This window comes from Paraburkholderia sp. GV068, assembly GCF_003058125.1.
GTDB lineage: Bacteria > Pseudomonadota > Gammaproteobacteria > Burkholderiales > Burkholderiaceae > Paraburkholderia > Paraburkholderia graminis.
In genome coordinates this window covers 240,554-258,325 of record NZ_QBUB01000005.1, presented here as the reverse complement: position 1 = coordinate 258,325, position 17,772 = coordinate 240,554, and the positions used below count along the sequence as shown (strand labels likewise).

The 17,772-nt window shown below is 60.5% G+C and carries 16 protein-coding genes and 1 tRNA gene; 9 read left to right on the top strand and 8 right to left on the bottom strand.

The features are described 5' to 3' along the window. Position 1 precedes the first annotated feature (1 nt). Both C8K18_RS13305 and C8K18_RS13300 read left to right on the top strand, forming a co-directional pair. Positions 2 to 1,372, top strand: a complete 1,371-nt coding sequence (locus tag C8K18_RS13305) for a 3-deoxy-D-arabino-heptulosonate 7-phosphate synthase (protein WP_107707729.1) — start codon at positions 2 to 4, stop codon at positions 1,370 to 1,372. A gap of 103 nt (positions 1,373 to 1,475) precedes the next feature. Continuing rightward, positions 1,476 to 2,000 (top strand): cyclophilin-like fold protein, encoded by a 525-nt coding sequence (locus tag C8K18_RS13300; protein WP_258196112.1) that lies wholly within the window; start codon positions 1,476 to 1,478, stop codon positions 1,998 to 2,000. Between the two features lie 142 nt (positions 2,001 to 2,142). On the opposite strand, the gene C8K18_RS13295 is transcribed toward C8K18_RS13300, so the two are convergent. After that, a complete protein-coding gene (locus C8K18_RS13295) occupies positions 2,143 to 2,418 on the bottom strand; it encodes a DUF4148 domain-containing protein (RefSeq protein WP_107707727.1) in 276 nt (91 codons plus the stop codon). Positions 2,419 to 2,652: 234 nt separating this feature from the next. Between C8K18_RS13295 and C8K18_RS13290 the strand changes: the two genes are divergently transcribed. The 6 genes from C8K18_RS13290 (at position 2,653) to C8K18_RS13265 (ending at position 7,215) form a co-directional block, all read left to right on the top strand. Beyond that, positions 2,653 to 3,546, top strand: coding sequence for a LysR family transcriptional regulator (locus tag C8K18_RS13290; protein ID WP_107707726.1), 894 nt, complete (start codon positions 2,653 to 2,655; stop codon positions 3,544 to 3,546). 345 nt (positions 3,547 to 3,891) lie between these two features. Then, entirely contained in the window at positions 3,892 to 5,079 is a 1,188-nt protein-coding gene (locus C8K18_RS13285) for an MFS transporter (RefSeq protein WP_107707725.1), read from the top strand. Positions 5,080 to 5,291: 212 nt separating this feature from the next. Further along, positions 5,292 to 5,873 (top strand): RNA polymerase sigma factor, encoded by a 582-nt coding sequence (locus C8K18_RS13280; protein ID WP_181324891.1) that lies wholly within the window; start codon positions 5,292 to 5,294, stop codon positions 5,871 to 5,873. 12 nt (positions 5,874 to 5,885) lie between these two features. Then, positions 5,886 to 6,194, top strand: a complete 309-nt coding sequence (locus C8K18_RS13275) for a hypothetical protein (RefSeq protein ID WP_006048934.1) — start codon at positions 5,886 to 5,888, stop codon at positions 6,192 to 6,194. Between the two features lie 2 nt (positions 6,195 to 6,196). After that, the gene (locus C8K18_RS13270) at positions 6,197 to 6,493 is read left to right on the top strand and encodes a 4Fe-4S dicluster domain-containing protein (RefSeq protein WP_006048933.1); all 297 of its coding nucleotides are present in this window, start codon (positions 6,197 to 6,199) and stop codon (positions 6,491 to 6,493) included. A 5-nt stretch (positions 6,494 to 6,498) separates the two neighbouring features. Beyond that, positions 6,499 to 7,215, top strand: coding sequence for an O-methyltransferase (locus C8K18_RS13265; protein WP_107707723.1), 717 nt, complete (start codon positions 6,499 to 6,501; stop codon positions 7,213 to 7,215). A 153-nt stretch (positions 7,216 to 7,368) separates the two neighbouring features. Here the strand turns inward: C8K18_RS13265 and C8K18_RS13260 are convergent, their stop codons facing one another. The 7 genes from C8K18_RS13260 to tig form a co-directional block, all read right to left on the bottom strand. Continuing rightward, positions 7,369 to 8,991 (bottom strand): MFS transporter, encoded by a 1,623-nt coding sequence (locus C8K18_RS13260; RefSeq protein WP_107707722.1) that lies wholly within the window; start codon positions 8,989 to 8,991, stop codon positions 7,369 to 7,371. Between the two features lie 188 nt (positions 8,992 to 9,179). Next, a tRNA-Val gene (locus tag C8K18_RS13255) sits at positions 9,180 to 9,255 on the bottom strand. Positions 9,256 to 9,314: 59 nt separating this feature from the next. Next, positions 9,315 to 9,587, bottom strand: a complete 273-nt coding sequence (locus C8K18_RS13250) for an HU family DNA-binding protein (protein ID WP_006048930.1) — start codon at positions 9,585 to 9,587, stop codon at positions 9,315 to 9,317. Between the two features lie 332 nt (positions 9,588 to 9,919). Continuing rightward, complete coding sequence (lon, locus tag C8K18_RS13245; RefSeq protein ID WP_006048929.1) at positions 9,920 to 12,343, bottom strand: endopeptidase La; 2,424 nt, start codon at positions 12,341 to 12,343, stop codon at positions 9,920 to 9,922. Between the two features lie 198 nt (positions 12,344 to 12,541). After that, on the bottom strand, positions 12,542 to 13,813 hold the full coding sequence (gene clpX, locus C8K18_RS13240) for an ATP-dependent Clp protease ATP-binding subunit ClpX (protein WP_107707721.1): 1,272 nt from the start codon (positions 13,811 to 13,813) through the stop codon (positions 12,542 to 12,544). Between the two features lie 180 nt (positions 13,814 to 13,993). Further along, on the bottom strand, positions 13,994 to 14,647 hold the full coding sequence (clpP, locus tag C8K18_RS13235; RefSeq protein ID WP_006048927.1) for an ATP-dependent Clp endopeptidase proteolytic subunit ClpP: 654 nt from the start codon (positions 14,645 to 14,647) through the stop codon (positions 13,994 to 13,996). 171 nt (positions 14,648 to 14,818) lie between these two features. Next, positions 14,819 to 16,165, bottom strand: coding sequence for a trigger factor (gene tig, locus C8K18_RS13230; protein WP_006048926.1), 1,347 nt, complete (start codon positions 16,163 to 16,165; stop codon positions 14,819 to 14,821). Positions 16,166 to 16,564: 399 nt separating this feature from the next. Between tig and C8K18_RS13225 the strand changes: the two genes are divergently transcribed. Continuing rightward, positions 16,565 to 17,710 carry a glycerate kinase gene (locus C8K18_RS13225; protein ID WP_107707720.1) on the top strand — a complete coding sequence of 382 codons (1,146 nt, stop codon included), beginning with the start codon at positions 16,565 to 16,567 and terminating at the stop codon, positions 17,708 to 17,710. The last annotated feature ends 62 nt before the right edge of the window (positions 17,711 to 17,772 follow it).

Here is a 17,772-nt window from a genome sequence, read left to right as displayed (position 1 = left end):
CGTGCCTGCGCTGCTCGATGACACGCTGAATCGCGTCGTGCGGCGTTATCGCTTGCCGGCCGACGCCTGCAAATTTCCGCCGACGCCCGATGCCAGTCCTGCTGAGGCGCTCGCGATCGTCATCGAGCGGGCTCGCGAAGCCGTGGTCCGCGGCGAAGCGCCCGATGCGGAATTGAAGCGTCGTTTCATCGCAGCGCTCGCTCAGATGATTCGTGACGCGATGCGTGCCGAATCCGGCGACCCCGTTTTCCAGGCGATGGCGTTTCGTCATCGAACGGCTGAGGTGCGCGAGTACGCGTCGCTGGCAGCGCGTGCCGCGCGGGACCGCCGTACGATTCACGCGGCCGTGAACGCCATCGCTCATCCGGCGAAGCAGCAACGAACTCCGCCGGGGCGGCAACGTGATGCGTTGGCTTTGTTGCATGCGTCCGCGGCGTCGGGAGCGTGGTCGGAGTTCGACGCGACGCTGCGGCGGCTTTGCGTCGAGCATTGCTCGGGCGAGTTTCCGTTCGAGCGCAGCTTGACGCAATTGCTCGACAGTCCCGAATTGTCACGCTTGCGGCGTCTCGAACTGCTCGCGTCCGATGATCGTGTGCGTCAATATCAGTCGCTGTGGGATCGGCATGCTCATCGTCCGGGAAGCGCGGCGGCGATTGCCGTCGGCGTTGCATCGAAAGAACGCGGCGCCCAGGTTGAAGCGTTAGCCACGCACGCGCTCGATCTATTGGCGCGACGACTGAATGAAGCGGAAGGCTCGCTCGCGTCGTATTGTGTCGTCAACTCGATGCGTGTTCCGGCCGCGATGCCCGCGAGCCACGAGCGTGCAAAAACCGAGTGGGACGTCGTGCTGTTAAGACGTGCAAAGGCGAATGGCGAGACGGAGGCCTGGGACGTGTGCCTGCTCGTGGAGGCAAAGGCATCCGTTGACGCCGCGACCACCGACTTCCCGCGTCTTTTGCGCGGTGTGAATCTGCTTGCCCACGCGGATGAAAACACGGTCTATTCGTTCCTCACTCAGCAAGGCACGGTGAGTGTGCGTGGCGCTTCACTGAGCGCGCTGCGAACGGACGACGCAAGTCTCGCGAAGACCGTGCTCTATTGCTGTGACGCTCCTGCTGAAGCGACTCCGCGTTTGCTTGGTGCCGCCGCTCGTATGCAGTTGTTGTCGGCAGAGGCCAGTCTGGTGTTTGCAAATGTTCTCGCTACCGAACACGATGCCGATTCAAGCGCTCTAGAACCAGTCTGGCAGCAGTTACTCGAATCTCCGAAATGGCATGCCCTGCTCTACCAGTATCCGACGCTGCGCCGGGTTCGCGAGCTGATGGTTCATGCGGAAGATCTTCGATCGGCGGTCATGGCGGCGCTGTATTGATGACGCCGATTCATAGCCTCAAGAAAGCACAGCAACTTAATCTAAAGAAGACTCTCGGATAAAGTGGACAGCGACGTGGACTTCCTAGGCAAAGGAGCAGCTTTTGGACACGAAGGTTTGCCGAACAGTTGCACTAGCTGTTGCATTTGCAACGACTGCTCTCCCCTTTGCGGTCCGTGGCGCGTCCGCATTAAAGAGCCAAACGAATCCTGCTTACGTACAGACCGCTTCAGCAAAACAAGCCGCAACCATGTCGAACAAATCGACCGCGCTGGCCCGAATCAGACTGAGCTTCGACGGTAAGCAAGCGGAGGTCGAACTCAACGACAACCCTGCCAGCCGCGACTTGGCTTCCATGCTGCCGCTCACGCTGAACTTCCGGGACTACAACGGAGTGGAGAAAGTCGCCTATCCTCCGCGCAAGCTCTCAACCAAAGGCGCGTCCTTTGGATTGACACCCTCAGTAGGCGACTTTGCGTTGTATGCGCCGTGGGGAAACCTCGTGGCCTACTATCGCGGGTTTCGACATTCCGACGATCTGGTTCATCTCGGCCGCTTCACTTCCGGTATAGAAGAACTGTCGAAGATGGACGGCGAGTTCAGCGTCCGTATTGAAGCTGTGCAGTAGTCGGCTTTTGAACTTTCGATGCCGTTCCGTCGTTTTCTCGAACATAAAGAAAGAGGCTATGGGACTCGCATCCCATAGCCTCTTTTTGCTTGCGAGCGGCGGCAGATAACCGATAGACAACTATCGTCGCGCAATACAGCGATCAGTTGCAGTGAGCGTTGTCCTCGCTCTTATTGGCCGCGAGTTGGCTCGACGTGCGTTCCGCTTTCGCGAGCGTCACCTTCGCGGACGCTGCGTGCGCGTCGTCCACCCAGGTCCGCGGATTCATGCGCGCGGGGTTATATCCTGCTGCCGCGTAGTCGGCCGTTTCCTGACGGACCTGCTCACGCGTCAGACCTTGAGCGGACGATTGCGCCGAGGCGAGCATAGGCGCAGACATGGCGATTGCGATAAGAGCAAGTTGAAGTTTGCGTTTCATGGTCGTAGCTCCAGAAAGTTGGGCAAGGTTTGCCTGATAGCTTCGATGAAGCAACGGGCGTCGCTTCGGTTCATGCACACTTTAAGGATTTCTACTGATTCGATTAAGTAGACGCCTTCCATTGAGCCTATTAGTATCATTCATGAATCACGAGATCGAAGCGACGCTCGAACACGCAACGCGCTGCTCGCCCTTGGCACCGGATGTTTGCTCACAAAGAATGGATGATGCGAGATGCCTCGAGAAAACCTGAATGACATCCTTGTGTTTATCGCGGTCGCACGCGAGAAAAGCTTTACGCGTGCGGCGGCAAAATTGGGCGTTTCTCAATCGGCGTTGAGTCATACCATCCGCGATCTCGAGGCGCGACTCGGACTGCGCCTCCTCACGCGAACGACCCGAAGCGTTTCGACCACTGAAGCGGGCGAAGAACTTTTTCAGGCGGTGGCGCCGCGCATCGAGGAGATCGATGCCAGCATTGCGGCTTTATCGGATTTCAGGGACGAGCCCGCTGGGATCATTCGCATCACCGCAACGGATCATCCGGTGGAGACGGTCATCTGGCCGAAGCTGCGAAAACTCTTGCCGTCCTACCCGGATATCAAGGTCGAGGTGACCGTCGACTACGGTCTTTCGAACATCGTCGAAGAACGCTATGACATTGGCGTCCGATTCGGCGATCAGGTCGCAAAGGACATGATTGCGGTCCGTATTAGCCCGGACATTCCGATGGCTATCGTCGGCTCACCCGGCTACTTTGCAAATAGAGAACTTCCGAAAACCCCGGAAGATCTTCTCCGCCACGAATGCATTAGCTTGCGCATGACGACCACGAAGGCGCTGTACGCGTGGGAATTGAAAAAGGGAAAGAGAGAGACGCAAGTGCGCGTTGCAGGACAGGTCACCGTCAATACGCAGCCTCAAATGATCCAGGCCGCGCTGGACGGCTTTGGACTGACTTTCGTCCCCGAAGATGCCGTAATCCAACACATGCGCAATGGCCATTTGCTAAGCGTTTTGAGAGACTGGTGCCCAGTCTGGCCCGGCTACCGAGCCTACTATCCGAGCCGCCGTCAGACGTCGCGTGCTTTCTCGCTTGTGATCGATGCATTGAAACACCAAAGCTAAGTCGACTCCCAATTCGCCGGACCGATTGATCACAACAGCTCATAAGTCCAATCGACCGGCTTGGGTTTATCCGAACTGCCCGCGCAGCTAGACTAACCTCAGCCAGTCAGGCATTCACTCGCTGACTTCAGTCTTTTAGTCAACACGCGCCCGCTGCATTGCTTTAACGGATCGCAGCGCCGGCGACTCGCACGTCCATTCACTGCTTGAGCGCGCATCGTCGCGCCTGAACGCCGTAGTCAGGCATTGTCGACTGCCAATTCATTGGCCGGTCGCGCATTCCTTTTATCGAAGCACGTTCAAGTACCGCAGAGAATTGGCGCGCAAAATGAACGAGGAAATCCGATGTCCACAGTGTCGAATCAATCCGCTATTTCCAGACGCCAGGTATGGAGCGCGGTCGCCTCGATGGCGATGTGCGCGGCCATGCTGATAGCGTCCGAATTCATGCCCGTTAGTCTTCTGACGCCGATTGCGTCAGACCTGCGTGCGTCAGTCGGTATGGCGGGCCAGGCCATTTCTATCTCGGGCCTGTTTGCTGTTGCGACAAGCCTGATCATTCCTTCGGTGACGAGCCGTCTCGATCGACGTCATGTGCTGGCCGGACTCGCGGGGCTGATGCTGATGTCGTTGGTGCTGATCGCCGAGGCCGGCAGCTTCGAGATGTTGATGGCTGCTCGCGCGCTTCTCGGCGTGACAGTAGGCGGCTTCTGGTCGCTTGCAACCGCAACGATCATGCGACTCGTGCCCGAGGAATCGGTGCCGAAGGCGTTAGGTGTTCTTTATACGGGCAACGCCGTCGCGACGTCATTTGCCGCGCCCATTGGTAGTTATCTGGGCAGTGTCATCGGATGGCGAGGTGTGTTCTGGGCACTCGTCCCAATCGTGGCAATCAATCTGGTCATGCTGCTGGTGACGCTTCCGTCTATGAAGAGCCGCGCATCGCCGGACGGCGGCGCGAACGCGCTTGCACTCCTGCGGCGCCCACATGTGTCGTTTGCAATGCTCGCCGTCATGCTGACGTTTGCCGGCGCTTTTGAAGTCTTCACGTACTTCCGGCCGTTCTTTGAAACCTACACGCACGTCGGCGTGCTACGGCTATCAGTCCTTCTGCTAGGCATGGGACTCGCCGGTTTCGCCGGCACGTACGGTGCGAGCGCACTGATCGGTAAACGCCTCTTCCATCTGTTGATGGCTTTGCCCGTTGCACTGGCCGTCGTGACGCTCATCATGCTTCCTGCGGGTCACTCGTTCGGCGCAGCGGCATTGCTGGCAATTGCGTGGGGCGCCGTTAATGCAGCCATTCCGGTCGCTTGGTCGACGTGGCTTTCAAAAGGCGTGAAGGACAAGCCGGAAAGCGGCGGAGGCTTGATGGTTGCGTCTATCCAGCTATCCATCATGGTGGGCGCGGAGCTAGGCGGCACACTACTCGATCATTATTCGATCGGCGCGACCTTCTTGTCCGGCGCGGCGCTGCTGGTTCTTTCGGCGATTGTCGTTGGCAGCGGCAGGCGTCTCAGGCCTGCGGTGTGATAGACGATGCAGACGTTGCGCAGTTCGTGCGCGGCACCAGCGTCATCGCTTGTCCGGCTAACGGCCATCTTACGTTTCCAGTTTGCGCGTCCGAGCCCTGCCGCGTACAGTTGATTATTCTTCTATCGGCGGCAACGAGCGGCCGCAGTCGCCCGACAAAACATTTTTCACGCTCGCCACAATATTCGCGTTCCTGAAACGTCTTCAGGCGCATGGAACCGCCACCTACCTCGCAGCCGATGACCGACCGAGACAGCGACATCACCGCGACCGTGGTGCGTGAGCGCACGAGGCTCGTCAATTTCATCCGGCGTCGAATACGCGACCCGGATGATGCCGAGGACATCCTGCAGGACGTGTTCCACGAATTCGTGCAGGCTTACCGGCTTCCCGCTCCGATCGAACAGGCTAGTGCGTGGCTTTTCCGCGCCGCGCGCAACCGCATCATCGATCGTTTTCGCAAGAAAAGAGAGCAGCCGCTGCCCGATCCGTTCGAGACCGACGACGACGCCGGCAGCGAGTATCGCCTCGACCTCGCGCTGCCGGCGCACGATGCCGGTCCCGAAGCGCTCTACGCTCGCGCTCTATTGCTCAAGGCTTTGCAGGACGCGCTCGATGAGTTGCCGCCCAATCAACGTGACGTATTTATCGCCCACGAGCTCGAGGGGCGTTCCTTCAAGGACATGGTCGCGCAAAGCGGCGTGCCGCTTAATACGCTGCTCGCGCGCAAACGCTATGCGGTTCTCCATTTGCGCGCTCGACTGCAAGTCATTTACGACGAACTGGATCTTTAAAGGAGTCAACGGATGAAATTCCGAATCAGATGTGCCGGCAAAGCGCTGCTTGTGGTGGTCGCCATCGCCGCGCTCGGGTGGGTGGTCATGACGCTATGGAATTGGGTGATTCCTGCCCTATTCGTCGGCGCCCGTGCGATCGATTTCGCTCATGCGTTGGGCTTGCTGGTCTTGAGCCGCATTCTCTTTGGCGGATTCCGCGGACATGGCGGCTGGCGCGAACGGCGTCACTGGCGCAAATGGGAAGCGATGACGCCCGAGGAACGCGAGCATTTCCAGACGGCGTGGCGCTCGCGCCATGCCCCGCGTAAGGAGGATTGAACATGCGCGAGAACGCGGTGCGCGACTGCAAACAGGAGCCGGGCGTGATTGCGCCTGTCGTCGATCTGAGACGTTGCGAAGGCAAAGGCGATTGCGTGAACGTTTGCCCGGAGAATGTGTTTGAGATCCGGCGTATTGATGAGGCCGATTACCTCAGCCTCGGTTTGATGCATCGCCTGAAGCAGCGCGTGCATGGAATGAAGGTCGCCTACACGCCGAATGCGGACGCCTGCCGCTCGTGCGGTCTTTGCGTGACGGCATGCCCTGAACGCGCGATCAAGCTCGCCAGAACGGCATAGCGCATATGAGTCCATCAACCACAGTGCTTTTGCGCGAGCTTCACGAGCAGAGCCAGTCAGAAGTGATAGCCCGCGCATACGCGCAGTTTCAGGGGTCGAGCGAGGAGTTTCTGACTCTCGTCGACGAATACGAAACGCTCGCACCCAGATTGCGTGGCCGGTTTCTCGAAACGCTCGGGCTATCCAGCGAAGATTTCGAGTCCTCGCAAGGCACGCCTCTCTCGTTAGCTGTCTCGGCGGAGACGGGACGGTTCTTGCGCAACATGGTGCTGTCGCACAAACCGGCTCGAATCCTCGAACTCGGGAGTTCGTGCGGTGTGTCCACGTTGTATCTCGCCGAGGCTCTTCGCACGTCAGGCAGCGGCATCGTTGTGGCGACTGAAGTCGATCCGCTGAAGTGCGTACGTCTTCGGGACAACATCACGACGGCGGGCGTCGATGCTTATGTCGATCTGCGGGAAGGCGATGTGTTCCAGACCGTCACCGAGCTGGACGGCACGTTCGACATGGTGTTCATCGACGTATGGGCCAACGCCTATCTGAATCTGTTCAAACGGATAGAACACCTGCTGCGCCCCGGATCGATCGTTCTCGCCGACAACATGTACACAGCCGAATACGCGGTTCGGCCGTACAAGCAATATCTCGATGGCGACCCGCGCTTCTCGAGCACGACCTTGGGCTTTGAATCGGGGATCGAGTTTACGGTCGTGGTTTGCTGAATGAATCGGGAGTGGGCTCGCGTTCTTGCGCCATGCAATCGGGATGATTCCAGTGCGCCGTGATTGATCGCTGCTTGCCTGAAGGCGCCCGGTCTCAGCCGGAGATCGAAGCAGAGAGTCCGCGAGCAAACGCGTCCGGTGAAGCGAAGCCTCTCACTTGCGCCGCTGGATGGTTGCCAACGCGAGCCCCGCTCCTGCGAACGCGCACGCGGCGGACACCAGCGCGACTGCGCGCAGCGCGGCAACGATGGCGTCGGCTTCCGCTTGCGCCGTCGGCGTCTGCGGCGTCTGCTGCGGCGTATGGGCACCGCCGGCTTGCGCACCGGCTGCCGCGTTCAACCCCGATAACTGTGCGCTCTGGCGTGCATCGTGAGGAACGTGCAGTGCGTCCAGCCGCGCGGACAGCGCCGCGTCGTGCGACCACACAAACACGATGCCGAGCACCGCAACCGCCAGCAGGCTCGCCACGCGTGCGACCGCGTTGTTGATACCGGACGCCACGCCCGTGCGATGAGCCGGCACTGAGCCCATCACGGTCGTCGTGAGCGGTGCGACCGTGATCGTCATGCCGAGGCCGAGCACGGCGAGCGCAGGGAAAAATCCGGCCCAATAGCTGCCGCGCACGAACGGCATCGCGAGCATCGCAAAGCCGATTCCGGCGATGGCCGGGCCAACGCTCAATAGGACCCGCGAACCGAAGCGGGTCGTCAGGCCGCCGGTCAAGCGCGACAACGAGCCGATGATGACCGGCACCGGCAGCAGCGCCGAGCCCGCTTCCGTTGCCGTGTAGCCATGTGCGCGGATCAGCGTGAACGGCAGGAAGAAAAATACCCCGCCCATACCGAAGTAAAGCAGCAGCGTGACGAGATTCGCGCCGGTGAAATCGCGCGAGCGAAACACCTCGAGCGGCATCATCGGGTCACGGCTCTTCGCTTCGATCATCAGGAATGCGGCCAGCACGAGCGCGCCAACGCCGATCGCGCACAGTACGAGCGCATGCGCGAAGCCACGCGCCGACGCCTCGGTCAGGCCATAGGTCAATGCCGCGAGCCCCGCTGCCGCACTCAACGCGCCTGGCCAGTCCAATTGTTGAGGCGCATCGGGCGTGTGGCTGTTCGGCACCGACGAAACCGCGAGCGCAATCGTCGCCGCTGCAAGCGGGACGTTGAGAAAGAAGATCGCGCGCCACGAGAATGCGTCGACGAGCAGGCCGCCGGCCACTGGCCCCAGCGCCGACGTAATCGCGCCGACGCCTGCCCAGGTGCCGATTGCCCGTCCGCGCTCTTCGCCGTCGAAGATCGCCCCGATGATCGCAAGACTGCCGGGTACGAAGAGCGCCGCGCCTATGCCCTGCACCGCACGCCCGGCGATCAGCGAGCCCGCGTTCGGCGCGAGCCCACAAGCGGCCGACGCGAGCGTGAAAACCGCGATGCCCGCGATGAACACCGTGCGATGGCCGAGTTTGTCGCCCATCGATCCGCCCACCAGTACGAGCGATCCGAGAAACAGAAGGTAGGCATTGATGATCCACTGCATCGCCGCGACGCTCGCGCCGAGCTCGCTCTGAATGGCGGGCAACGCGACGTTGACGACGGAGCCGTCGATAAACGCCATGCTCGAGCCGAGGATCGTCGCGGCGAGCGCCAGACGCTTGCGCCGGCACGGGCTGTCGAGTGCGGTGGGCTGCATGCGGATGATGAGTTCGTCGCACGGGCTCGCTTGCGCAGCGACAGCGTGCGCGCGGTGTGGGTCGCTATGAACGTGCGGGTCGGCCATGCTCGCTCCGGTGCCGGTCGATGGTGACTAGCATAGCAACTGGGGCGCAGGAGCGCAGGTGTGGGTGCTCGTGGACTTGCGCGCCGCGCCACGGCCAAGAAAAAACCCGCAGAGCCAATAGCTGTGCGGGTTTTCGGATACTGCGGCAGAACACTACGGAACTGCGTGGAAGCAGGTCGCGAAACGAATGGTGGGTGCTGAGAGGCTCGAACTCCCGACCTACGCCTTGTAAGGGCGCCGCTCTACCAACTGAGCTAAGCACCCGTTTCGCAGACTTCTGATGCTGCTGCCTCGCTGTTGCCTTTGCCGAAGCAGCAAGCCCGTTAGTTTAGCGCATCCTTTAGGGCTTTGCCAGGCCTAAATTTCGGCACTTTTGCCGCCTTGATCTTGATCGCGTCGCCGGTGCGCGGATTGCGTCCCGTGCGCGCCGTACGCTTGCCGACGGCGAACGTGCCGAAGCCGACTAGCGTCACCGAACCGCCTTTCTTCAGCGTGCCTTTTACACCGCCGATCACTGCGTCCAGCGCGCGGCCGGCCGCAGCCTTGGAAATTTCCGCCTGCTGCGCAATGTGGTCGATCAATTCCGTCTTGTTCATCCTACCCCCGCGAATGTTTTAGAAGCGAAACGGCGCGTGCAGCGCCTGACATCGTGTGGCCGGCGCAACGCCGGGCCGAGTCATTAGAATTGGCCGAAACCGCCGTGTCAACCGGGGTTGAGCCTGATTTTGCAGAGATTCGAACGGACTTGCTTATCGCCGCGATGCTTGCGCCTTTCGATGCGCGCACAACCAGTTTACAGCTTCACATTTCATTGCCCAAATGAATACCGTGTCGCTGCAAATTTCTTTGCACTCGAAAGAAAACAGGCAATAAAAAACCCGCGGCGATAAGGCCGCGGGTTTTGTGCAGCGAAACTACCGCTGAAGGTTTAGTGCTTCACGACTTCGGTTGCGCCGGAGTCCTTGCCGGGTTCGGCAGCGACCGGCGACGCAGGCTTCGCCTCTTCTTCCGGCAACGCTTCAGGCACACGTTCGAGCGCCAGTTCGAGCACCTTGTCGATCCAGCGGACCGGCACGATTTCGATTGCGTTCTTCACGTTGTCCGGAATCTCCGTCAAGTCCTTGACGTTTTCTTCCGGGATCAGCACGAGCTTGATGCCGCCGCGATGCGCTGCCAGCAGCTTCTCCTTCAGACCGCCGATCGGCAGCACTTCGCCACGCAACGTGATTTCACCCGTCATCGCGACATCGGCACGCACCGGAATACCGGTCAGCACCGACACCAGCGCGGTGGTCATCGCGATACCGGCCGAAGGACCGTCTTTCGGCGTGGCGCCTTCAGGCACGTGAATGTGAATGTCCTGCTTCTCGAACGCTTCGTCCTTGACACCGAGACGACGCGAACGCGAACGCACAACCGAGCGCGCTGCCTCGACCGATTCCTTCATCACGTCGCCGAGCGAACCCGTGCGGATCACATTGCCCTTGCCCGGCATCACGGCGGCTTCGATGGTCAGCAGATCGCCGCCCACTTCCGTCCACGCGAGACCCGTGACCTGGCCAACCTGATTTTCCTTCGCGGCCAGACCGAAGTCGTACTTGCGCACGCCGAGGAACGTGTCGAGGTTGCTGCCGTCGACCTTCACCGCGCCTTCCGCCTTCTTCAGCAGAAGCATCTTCACGACCTTGCGGCAGATCTTCGAAATTTCACGCTCGAGCGAACGCACGCCCGCTTCACGCGTGTAGTAACGAATGATGTCGCGGATCGCCGTTTCCGTCACATCGACCTCGCCATCCTTGAGGCCGTTGTTCTTCTTCTGCTTGGGCAAAAGATAACGTTGCGCGATGCTGACCTTCTCGTCTTCCGTGTAACCCGACAGACGGATCACTTCCATCCGGTCGAGCAACGGCGGCGGAATATTCAGCGAGTTCGACGTCGCCACGAACATCACGTCCGACAGATCGAAGTCGACTTCGACGTAGTGATCGGCGAACGTATGGTTCTGTTCCGGATCGAGCACTTCGAGCAATGCCGACGACGGATCGCCGCGGAAGTCCTGGCCCATCTTGTCGACTTCGTCGAGCAGGAAGAGCGGATTGCGCACGCCGACCTTGGTCAGGCTTTGCAGAATCTTGCCCGGCATGGAACCGATATACGTACGACGGTGACCGCGAATCTCGGCTTCGTCACGTACGCCGCCGAGCGCCATGCGCACGAACTTGCGGTTCGTGGCGCGAGCGATCGACTGGCCCAGCGACGTCTTACCGACACCCGGAGGCCCAACGAGGCACAGGATCGGCGCCTTCACCTTGTCGACACGTTGCTGGACCGCGAGATACTCGAGAATGCGTTCCTTCACTTTCTCGAGACCGAAGTGGTCTTCGTCGAGCACGCGTTCCGCATTCGAGAGGTCGTTGTTGACCTTGCTCTTCTTGCGCCACGGCAAGCCGATCAGCGTGTCGATATAGTTGCGCACGACGGTGGCTTCAGCCGACATAGGCGACATCAGCTTGAGCTTTTTGAGCTCGGCGTCGGCCTTCTTCTTGGCTTCCTTCGGCATGCGGGCAGCCGTGATGCGCTTCTCGAGTTCTTCGAGATCCGCACCTTCTTCACCTTCGCCGAGTTCCTTCTGGATCGCCTTGACCTGCTCGTTCAGGTAGTACTCGCGCTGGCTCTTCTCCATCTGGCGCTTCACGCGCCCACGGATGCGCTTTTCGACCTGCAGGATGTCGATCTCGGCTTCGAGCTGCGCGAGCAGATGCTCGAGACGCTCGATGACCGGGAACATCTCAAGAATGTGCTGCTTCTGGTCGAGCTTCAGCGGCAAATGTGCCGCGATGGTATCGGCCAGACGCCCGGCTTCGTCGATACCCGACAGCGACGTCAGAATCTCCGGCGGAATCTTCTTGTTCAGCTTCACATACTGATCGAACTGCGACACGATCGCGCGGCGCAGCGCTTCAGTTTCAGCGCTGTCGGCGTGGTCGGGTTCGAGCGGCATGACTTCGCACGAAAACTGCGTTTCCTGTTCTTCGATGGAAAGCGTTTTCGCGCGCTGCAAACCCTCGACGAGCACCTTAACGGTGCCATCGGGCAGCTTGAGCATTTGCAGGATGTTGGCAACACACCCTACTTCGTACATGTCCTTTTCGGTCGGCTCATCTTTCGCAGCCGTTTTCTGGGCGACGAGCATGATGTGCTTGCCGCCTTCCATCGCTGCCTCGAGAGCCTTGATCGACTTCGGGCGGCCTACGAAGAGCGGAATCACCATGTGCGGGAAAACGACTACGTCACGCAGCGGGAGCAGCGGGAGCGTAATGCGTTCCTGCGGAAGGAGTTGGGTTCCTGACATTTCATTTCCCCATGAGTGGAATCAGTTCGTTCGATAGGTGAGGCCGGCAGAAAATATTGCAAGCCTCCGCGTGTGGGAAAAGTTCAGTGACTCCGAAGGTTCAGTGACTCCATTGTGAAAACAATCTTTCTGACCACACGATAAACGAAAAAGCCGTTCACGTCGCCATGAACGGCTTTTTGCGGTATCCGAAGCCGATCAGTTCGAACCCGCGACTTTGGGCGCGTCTTCGTAGATCAGTAACGGTTTGCCGTCGCTGTCGATCACATTGTCGTCGATGATGACCTTGCTGACACCTTTCATTTGCGGCAGATCGTACATCACGTCCAGCAACGCCTGTTCCAGGATAGAGCGCAGTCCGCGCGCGCCCGTCTTGCGACGGATCGCCTTGCGCGCCACAGCCTGCAACGCGGCCGGACGAATTTCGAGTTCGACCCGTTCCATGTTGAAGAGCTTGTGGTACTGCTTCACCAGCGCATTCTTCGGTTCGACGAGAATTTTCATCAGCGCCGCTTCGTCGAGCTTGCCAAGCGTGGCGACCACCGGCAGACGGCCGATCAGTTCGGGAATCAAACCGAACTTGATCAGATCTTCCGGTTCCACTTCGCGCAGCACTTCGCCGGCGTCGCGATCCTGCTTGCTCTTCACGCTCGCGCCAAAGCCAATGCCGGTCTTTTCAGTACGATCGACGATGACTTTTTCGAGGCCGTCAAATGCGCCGCCGCAGATGAACAGAATGTTGGTCGTATCGACCTGGATGAAGTCCTGATTCGGATGCTTGCGGCCACCTTGCGGCGGCACCGACGCCATCGTGCCTTCGACCAGCTTCAGCAACGCCTGCTGCACGCCCTCGCCCGACACGTCGCGGGTAATGGACGGGTTATCCGACTTGCGGCTGATCTTGTCGATTTCGTCGATATAGACAATGCCGCGCTGGGCCTTGTCGACTTCGTAATTGCAGTTCTGCAGCAGCTTCTGGATGATGTTCTCGACGTCTTCACCCACGTAACCCGCTTCGGTGAGCGTGGTTGCGTCCGCAATGACAAAGGGAACGTTCAGAAGACGCGCGAGCGTTTGCGCGAGCAAGGTCTTGCCGGAACCGGTCGGGCCGATCAGCAGGATGTTGCTCTTGGACAGCTCGATCTCGTCTTTCTTGTCGAGATGTTTCAGGCGCTTGTAGTGGTTGTACACCGCGACCGCGAGAATTTTCTTCGCGCGTTCCTGACCGATCACATACTGGTCGAGGATTTCACGGATTTCCTGCGGACTCGGCAGATCGGACTTGGACAAGCCCGCCTCGATACCCGCGCCTGCTGCTTCGTCGCGAATGATTTCGTTGCACAGGTCGATACATTCATCGCAGATGAACACCGACGGGCCGGCAATCAGTTTCTTGACTTCATGCTGGCTCTTGCCGCAAAACGAGCAATACAACAGCTTTTCGCTGTTAGAACCTTTCTTGTCCGCCATAGATGTGTGAGCCTCCGGACACTCGATTACATGATACGCCGTTTGCCCCAGCCTCGCAGTTGGGCGCGGCGGGGCTGAGCAAGGTGACGGCGTTTGCCGCAGGCGCTCGGACGAGTCTTGATTATTTCACAACCGATCAGGCGCCGGATTTGCCCCGAATTAGGGCAAATCCGTACCCGATCAAGGACGCTTGTGGGCTACCTGATCGACCAGACCGTACGCTTGCGCGTCGTCGCCGGACATGAAGTTGTCACGGTCGGTGTCGCGCGCAATACGCTCGACCGGCTGGCCGGTGTGGTGCGCCAGCAGATGATTCAGCCGCTCCTTCAGGTAAAGGATTTCCCGAGCCTGAATTTCGATGTCCGACGCCTGACCGCGCGCGCCGCCAAGCGGCTGGTGAATCATCACGCGCGAGTTCGGCAGCGCGAAGCGCTTGCCCTTCGCGCCTGCTGCCAGCAGGAACGCGCCCATGCTCGCCGCAAGCCCCATGCACAGCGTGGAGACGTCCGGCTTGATGAACTGCATCGTGTCGTAGATCGCCATACCCGCTGAAACCGATCCGCCCGGGCTGTTGATATAGAAGTAGATGTCCTTGTCCGGATTCTCGCTCTCGAGGAACAGCATTTGTGCGACGACGAGATTGGCCGTCTGATCGTTCACCTCGCCGACCAGGAACACAATGCGTTCCTTTAGAAGACGCGAGTAGATGTCATACGAGCGCTCGCCCCGACCGCTCGTTTCCACGACGATCGGCACCAGTCCGAGCGCCTGCGCTTCGAGATCCCGGGACGACTGGGAGGTCAACGTGTCCAGCATTTGGGCGCGAAAGGTCATGCAATGGATCCTTGTCTGGAAATATTCTAAATATTTGATGCTAGACAGGTGTGGTCGACCAGCCCGTATTCAAGTGCGCGCCGACTGCACGACAGGCAGTACAAAAATGCCGCACAAAAAAACGGCGTGCGGGCCGTCGCTCCGACAGCCGGCACGCCGTTGCAGCGACGCTTACGCTTGCGCCGTTGCGCTTGCCAGTTCTTCGAAGCTCACTTCCTTGTCCGTCACCTTGGCCTTGCTCAGCACGAATTCGACGACGTTGGCTTCAACGACGTACGCTTCCATTTCAGCAAGGCGTTGCTGGTTCGAATAATACCAGCGGACGACTTCCTTCGGGTCTTCGTAGCTTTTCGCGAATTCGTCGACTTCGGCGCGGATCTGTTCCGGCTTTGCCTGCAGGTCGTTCGCCTTCACAAGCTCGGCCAGCACGAGACCCAGCTTCACGCGACGCTCGGCCTGTTCCTTGAACATAGCGGCAGGAATCGGCGCATCTTTAGCGTTCGGCACGCCGCGCTGCTCCAGATCCTGGCGAGCCATCGCGACGAGGCGTTCCTGATCCTGTTCGATCAGCGCGTTCGGCACGTCGAGTTCCGAGATCTTGAGCAGCGCGTCCATCACCTGATTCTTGACGATGGCTTGCGTGCGGCGCTTGGCTTCGCGCTCCAGATTGTCCTTGATCTCGGCGCGCATCTTGGTCAGATCGCCGTCTTCAATGCCGAGCGACTTCGCGAATTCAGCGTCGATTTCCGGCAGATGCGGCCACTCGATCTTCTTCATCGTGATCGTGAATTGCGCGGTCTTGCCGGCCACTTCCTTGCCGTGATAGTCGGCCGGGAACGCCAGGTCGAATTCCTTCGACTCGCCGACCTTCAGGCCCGTAGCCGCCTTTTCGAATTCGGGCAGCATGCGGCCTTCGCCCAGCACGAACGCGAAGTCTTCGGCGCTGCCGCCCTGGAACACTTCACCGTCAATCTTGCCGACGAAGTCGACCGACACGCGATCGCCTTCCTTGGCCGCCGTATCCGCGCCGCCGTCGCCGTGCTCGCCGGCTTCGCCGCGAGCGTGGAAATGCACGCGCTGCTTGCGCAGGATTTCCAGCGTGCGGTCGATTTCCGCTTCGGTGATCGTGGTCGTGGTGCGCTCGATTTCAGCCGTGGCGACATCGCCCAACTTCACTTCGGGATAGACCTCGAAGGTCGCGTCGAAAGCGTAATCGCCTTCAGTCGCGTCGACCTTCGGCGCAAAGCTCGGCTGACCGGCGACGCGCAGGTTTTCGGCGCGGCTGATGTCGAAGAATTCCTTGCCGACCTTGTCGCTCAGCACTTCCGCTTCCACCTGGCCCGAATACTGTTGCGTCACCATCTTGAGCGGCACCTTGCCCGGGCGGAAACCCGGCATGCGCACGTTCTTCGCGAGTTGACGGATACGCGAGTCCACTTCCTTCTGCACGGCGTCCTTCGGCAGGGAAATCGTTACGCGGCGTTCGAGCTTGCCGAGGTTCTCAACAACGTTAGCCATGGCTTCAATCGTCCTAAAATTATTCGAGCGAATTCAGTTATCTTCTCGTGCCGCATTTGCGCGCCTGCGCCGCGGGCTTGCAGGCCGCCGGCAGCACGGTTGGGTCCAAAGAGCCGAATATTTTAGCAAACTATTTGCGCGCCTAGCCGGGATTCGATGATTACGCGCGTTTTTATCGGCATTCGGAGCCCTTTCCGGGCTGTTTTCGAGTCGGTTTCGCACTTCGCCGGCGATGCCGCCGCGCTACCGGATCGCAATTTCCACAATGCCGCCTATGCCTTTCGGCATATTTAGTCGGCGCGGCCATGCTGATAAGCTAGCGAACGCGCTCGGAGCGGCGCCGCGTCCGCTTCACCGCCGCCTCCCGGCTCGTAACCATTCCAACCATTCAGAGACACCATGCCGAATTCGCCGTCCACGCCTGTCGTCGTCATCGCCCCCGATTCCTTCAAAGGCTCGCTCAGCGCCGAACAGGTCGCGCAGGCGATCGCGTCGGGCGTGCGGCGCGCCCGTCCGGACGCCGAAGTCCGTATCTGCCCGATGGCGGACGGCGGAGAAGGCACGCTCGACGCCATGCTGACGAGCGGCGGCGAGCGCCGCACGCTGAGCGTGCGCGGTGCGGCCGGGCCGGTGCGCGACGCGCTGACCGGCGTGCTCGCCGACGGCAGCGCGATCGTGGAAACCGCGGAGATCGTCGGCATCACCGATCCGGTCGGGATGGGCGTGCCGGTTCAGGCGCGCAACACGCGCGGCATGGGCGAAGCGATCAGCGCGCTCCTCGACGCGGGCGTGCGGCGATTTTTCGTCGCGCTCGGCGGCAGCAGCACGAACGACGGCGGCGCGGGCCTTCTCGTCGGACTCGGTCTGAAACTCTTCGATGCGCAAGGCGGGGAACTCGAGCCCTCGCCCGAGCAACTCGCTCGCGTCGCGCGCGTGGACGTGTCGCAACTCGACGCGCGGCTCGCGGGCACGCAATTCATCGGCATGTCCGATGTGGACAATCCGCTGACCGGTGAGCATGGAGCGACCGCCGTCTTCGGCCCGCAAAAGGGCGTCAAGCCGGAACAGGTCGCGACGATCGACGCCGCCCTCGCCCGCTATGCGGATCTCCTCGAAGCGGCGCTCGGGCGCACTGCCCGCGATCTGCCCGGCGCGGGCGCCGCGGGCGGCCTGGGCTTCGCGTTGCACATGCTCGGCGCGCAGTTCGAGCCGGGCGCGGAAACGGTCGCGCGGCAACTCGGGCTCGACGCCGCGCTCGAAGGCGCGAACTGGCTGATCACCGGCGAAGGACGCTCGGACGTGCAAACGCTGCATGGCAAAGCGCCCTTCATCGCGTGCCGTCATGCGCAAGCCGCAGGCGTGCCGGCCACACTTTTGTCGGGCGCCGTGGACTCCGCCGCGTTGCCGCGCCTTGCCGAATTTTTCAGTGGTTGCTTCTCGCCGGCACCCGGTCCGATCACGCTTGAATTCGCGATTCGCGACGCCGCGCGGCTCCTGGCGGATGAGGCCGAACAACTGACGCGTTTGAAGTACGGCGCGCGTTGACCAGGCGGCATGGTTGCGGCAACAATCACAGCGCCACAACCACGCCACTCATCACGGGAAGA

Bases quoted from the DNA above. Each gene is read 5' to 3' on its own strand.
- C8K18_RS13295 (WP_107707727.1), bottom strand. From the start codon at position 2,418: ATGAAACGCAAACTTCAACTTGCTCTTATCGCAATCGCCATGTCTGCG.
- C8K18_RS13290 (WP_107707726.1), top strand. From the start codon at position 2,653: ATGCCTCGAGAAAACCTGAATGACATCCTTGTGTTTATCGCGGTCGCA.
- C8K18_RS13285 (WP_107707725.1), top strand. From the start codon at position 3,892: ATGTCCACAGTGTCGAATCAATCCGCTATTTCCAGACGCCAGGTATGG.
- C8K18_RS13280 (WP_181324891.1), top strand. From the start codon at position 5,292: ATGGAACCGCCACCTACCTCGCAGCCGATGACCGACCGAGACAGCGAC.
- C8K18_RS13275 (WP_006048934.1), top strand. From the start codon at position 5,886: ATGAAATTCCGAATCAGATGTGCCGGCAAAGCGCTGCTTGTGGTGGTC.
- C8K18_RS13270 (WP_006048933.1), top strand. From the start codon at position 6,197: ATGCGCGAGAACGCGGTGCGCGACTGCAAACAGGAGCCGGGCGTGATT.
- C8K18_RS13265 (WP_107707723.1), top strand. From the start codon at position 6,499: ATGAGTCCATCAACCACAGTGCTTTTGCGCGAGCTTCACGAGCAGAGC.
- C8K18_RS13260 (WP_107707722.1), bottom strand. From the start codon at position 8,991: ATGGCCGACCCGCACGTTCATAGCGACCCACACCGCGCGCACGCTGTC.
- C8K18_RS13250 (WP_006048930.1), bottom strand. From the start codon at position 9,587: ATGAACAAGACGGAATTGATCGACCACATTGCGCAGCAGGCGGAAATT.
- lon (WP_006048929.1), bottom strand. From the start codon at position 12,343: ATGTCAGGAACCCAACTCCTTCCGCAGGAACGCATTACGCTCCCGCTG.
- clpX (WP_107707721.1), bottom strand. From the start codon at position 13,813: ATGGCGGACAAGAAAGGTTCTAACAGCGAAAAGCTGTTGTATTGCTCG.
- clpP (WP_006048927.1), bottom strand. From the start codon at position 14,647: ATGACCTTTCGCGCCCAAATGCTGGACACGTTGACCTCCCAGTCGTCC.
- tig (WP_006048926.1), bottom strand. From the start codon at position 16,165: ATGGCTAACGTTGTTGAGAACCTCGGCAAGCTCGAACGCCGCGTAACG.
- C8K18_RS13225 (WP_107707720.1), top strand. From the start codon at position 16,565: ATGCCGAATTCGCCGTCCACGCCTGTCGTCGTCATCGCCCCCGATTCC.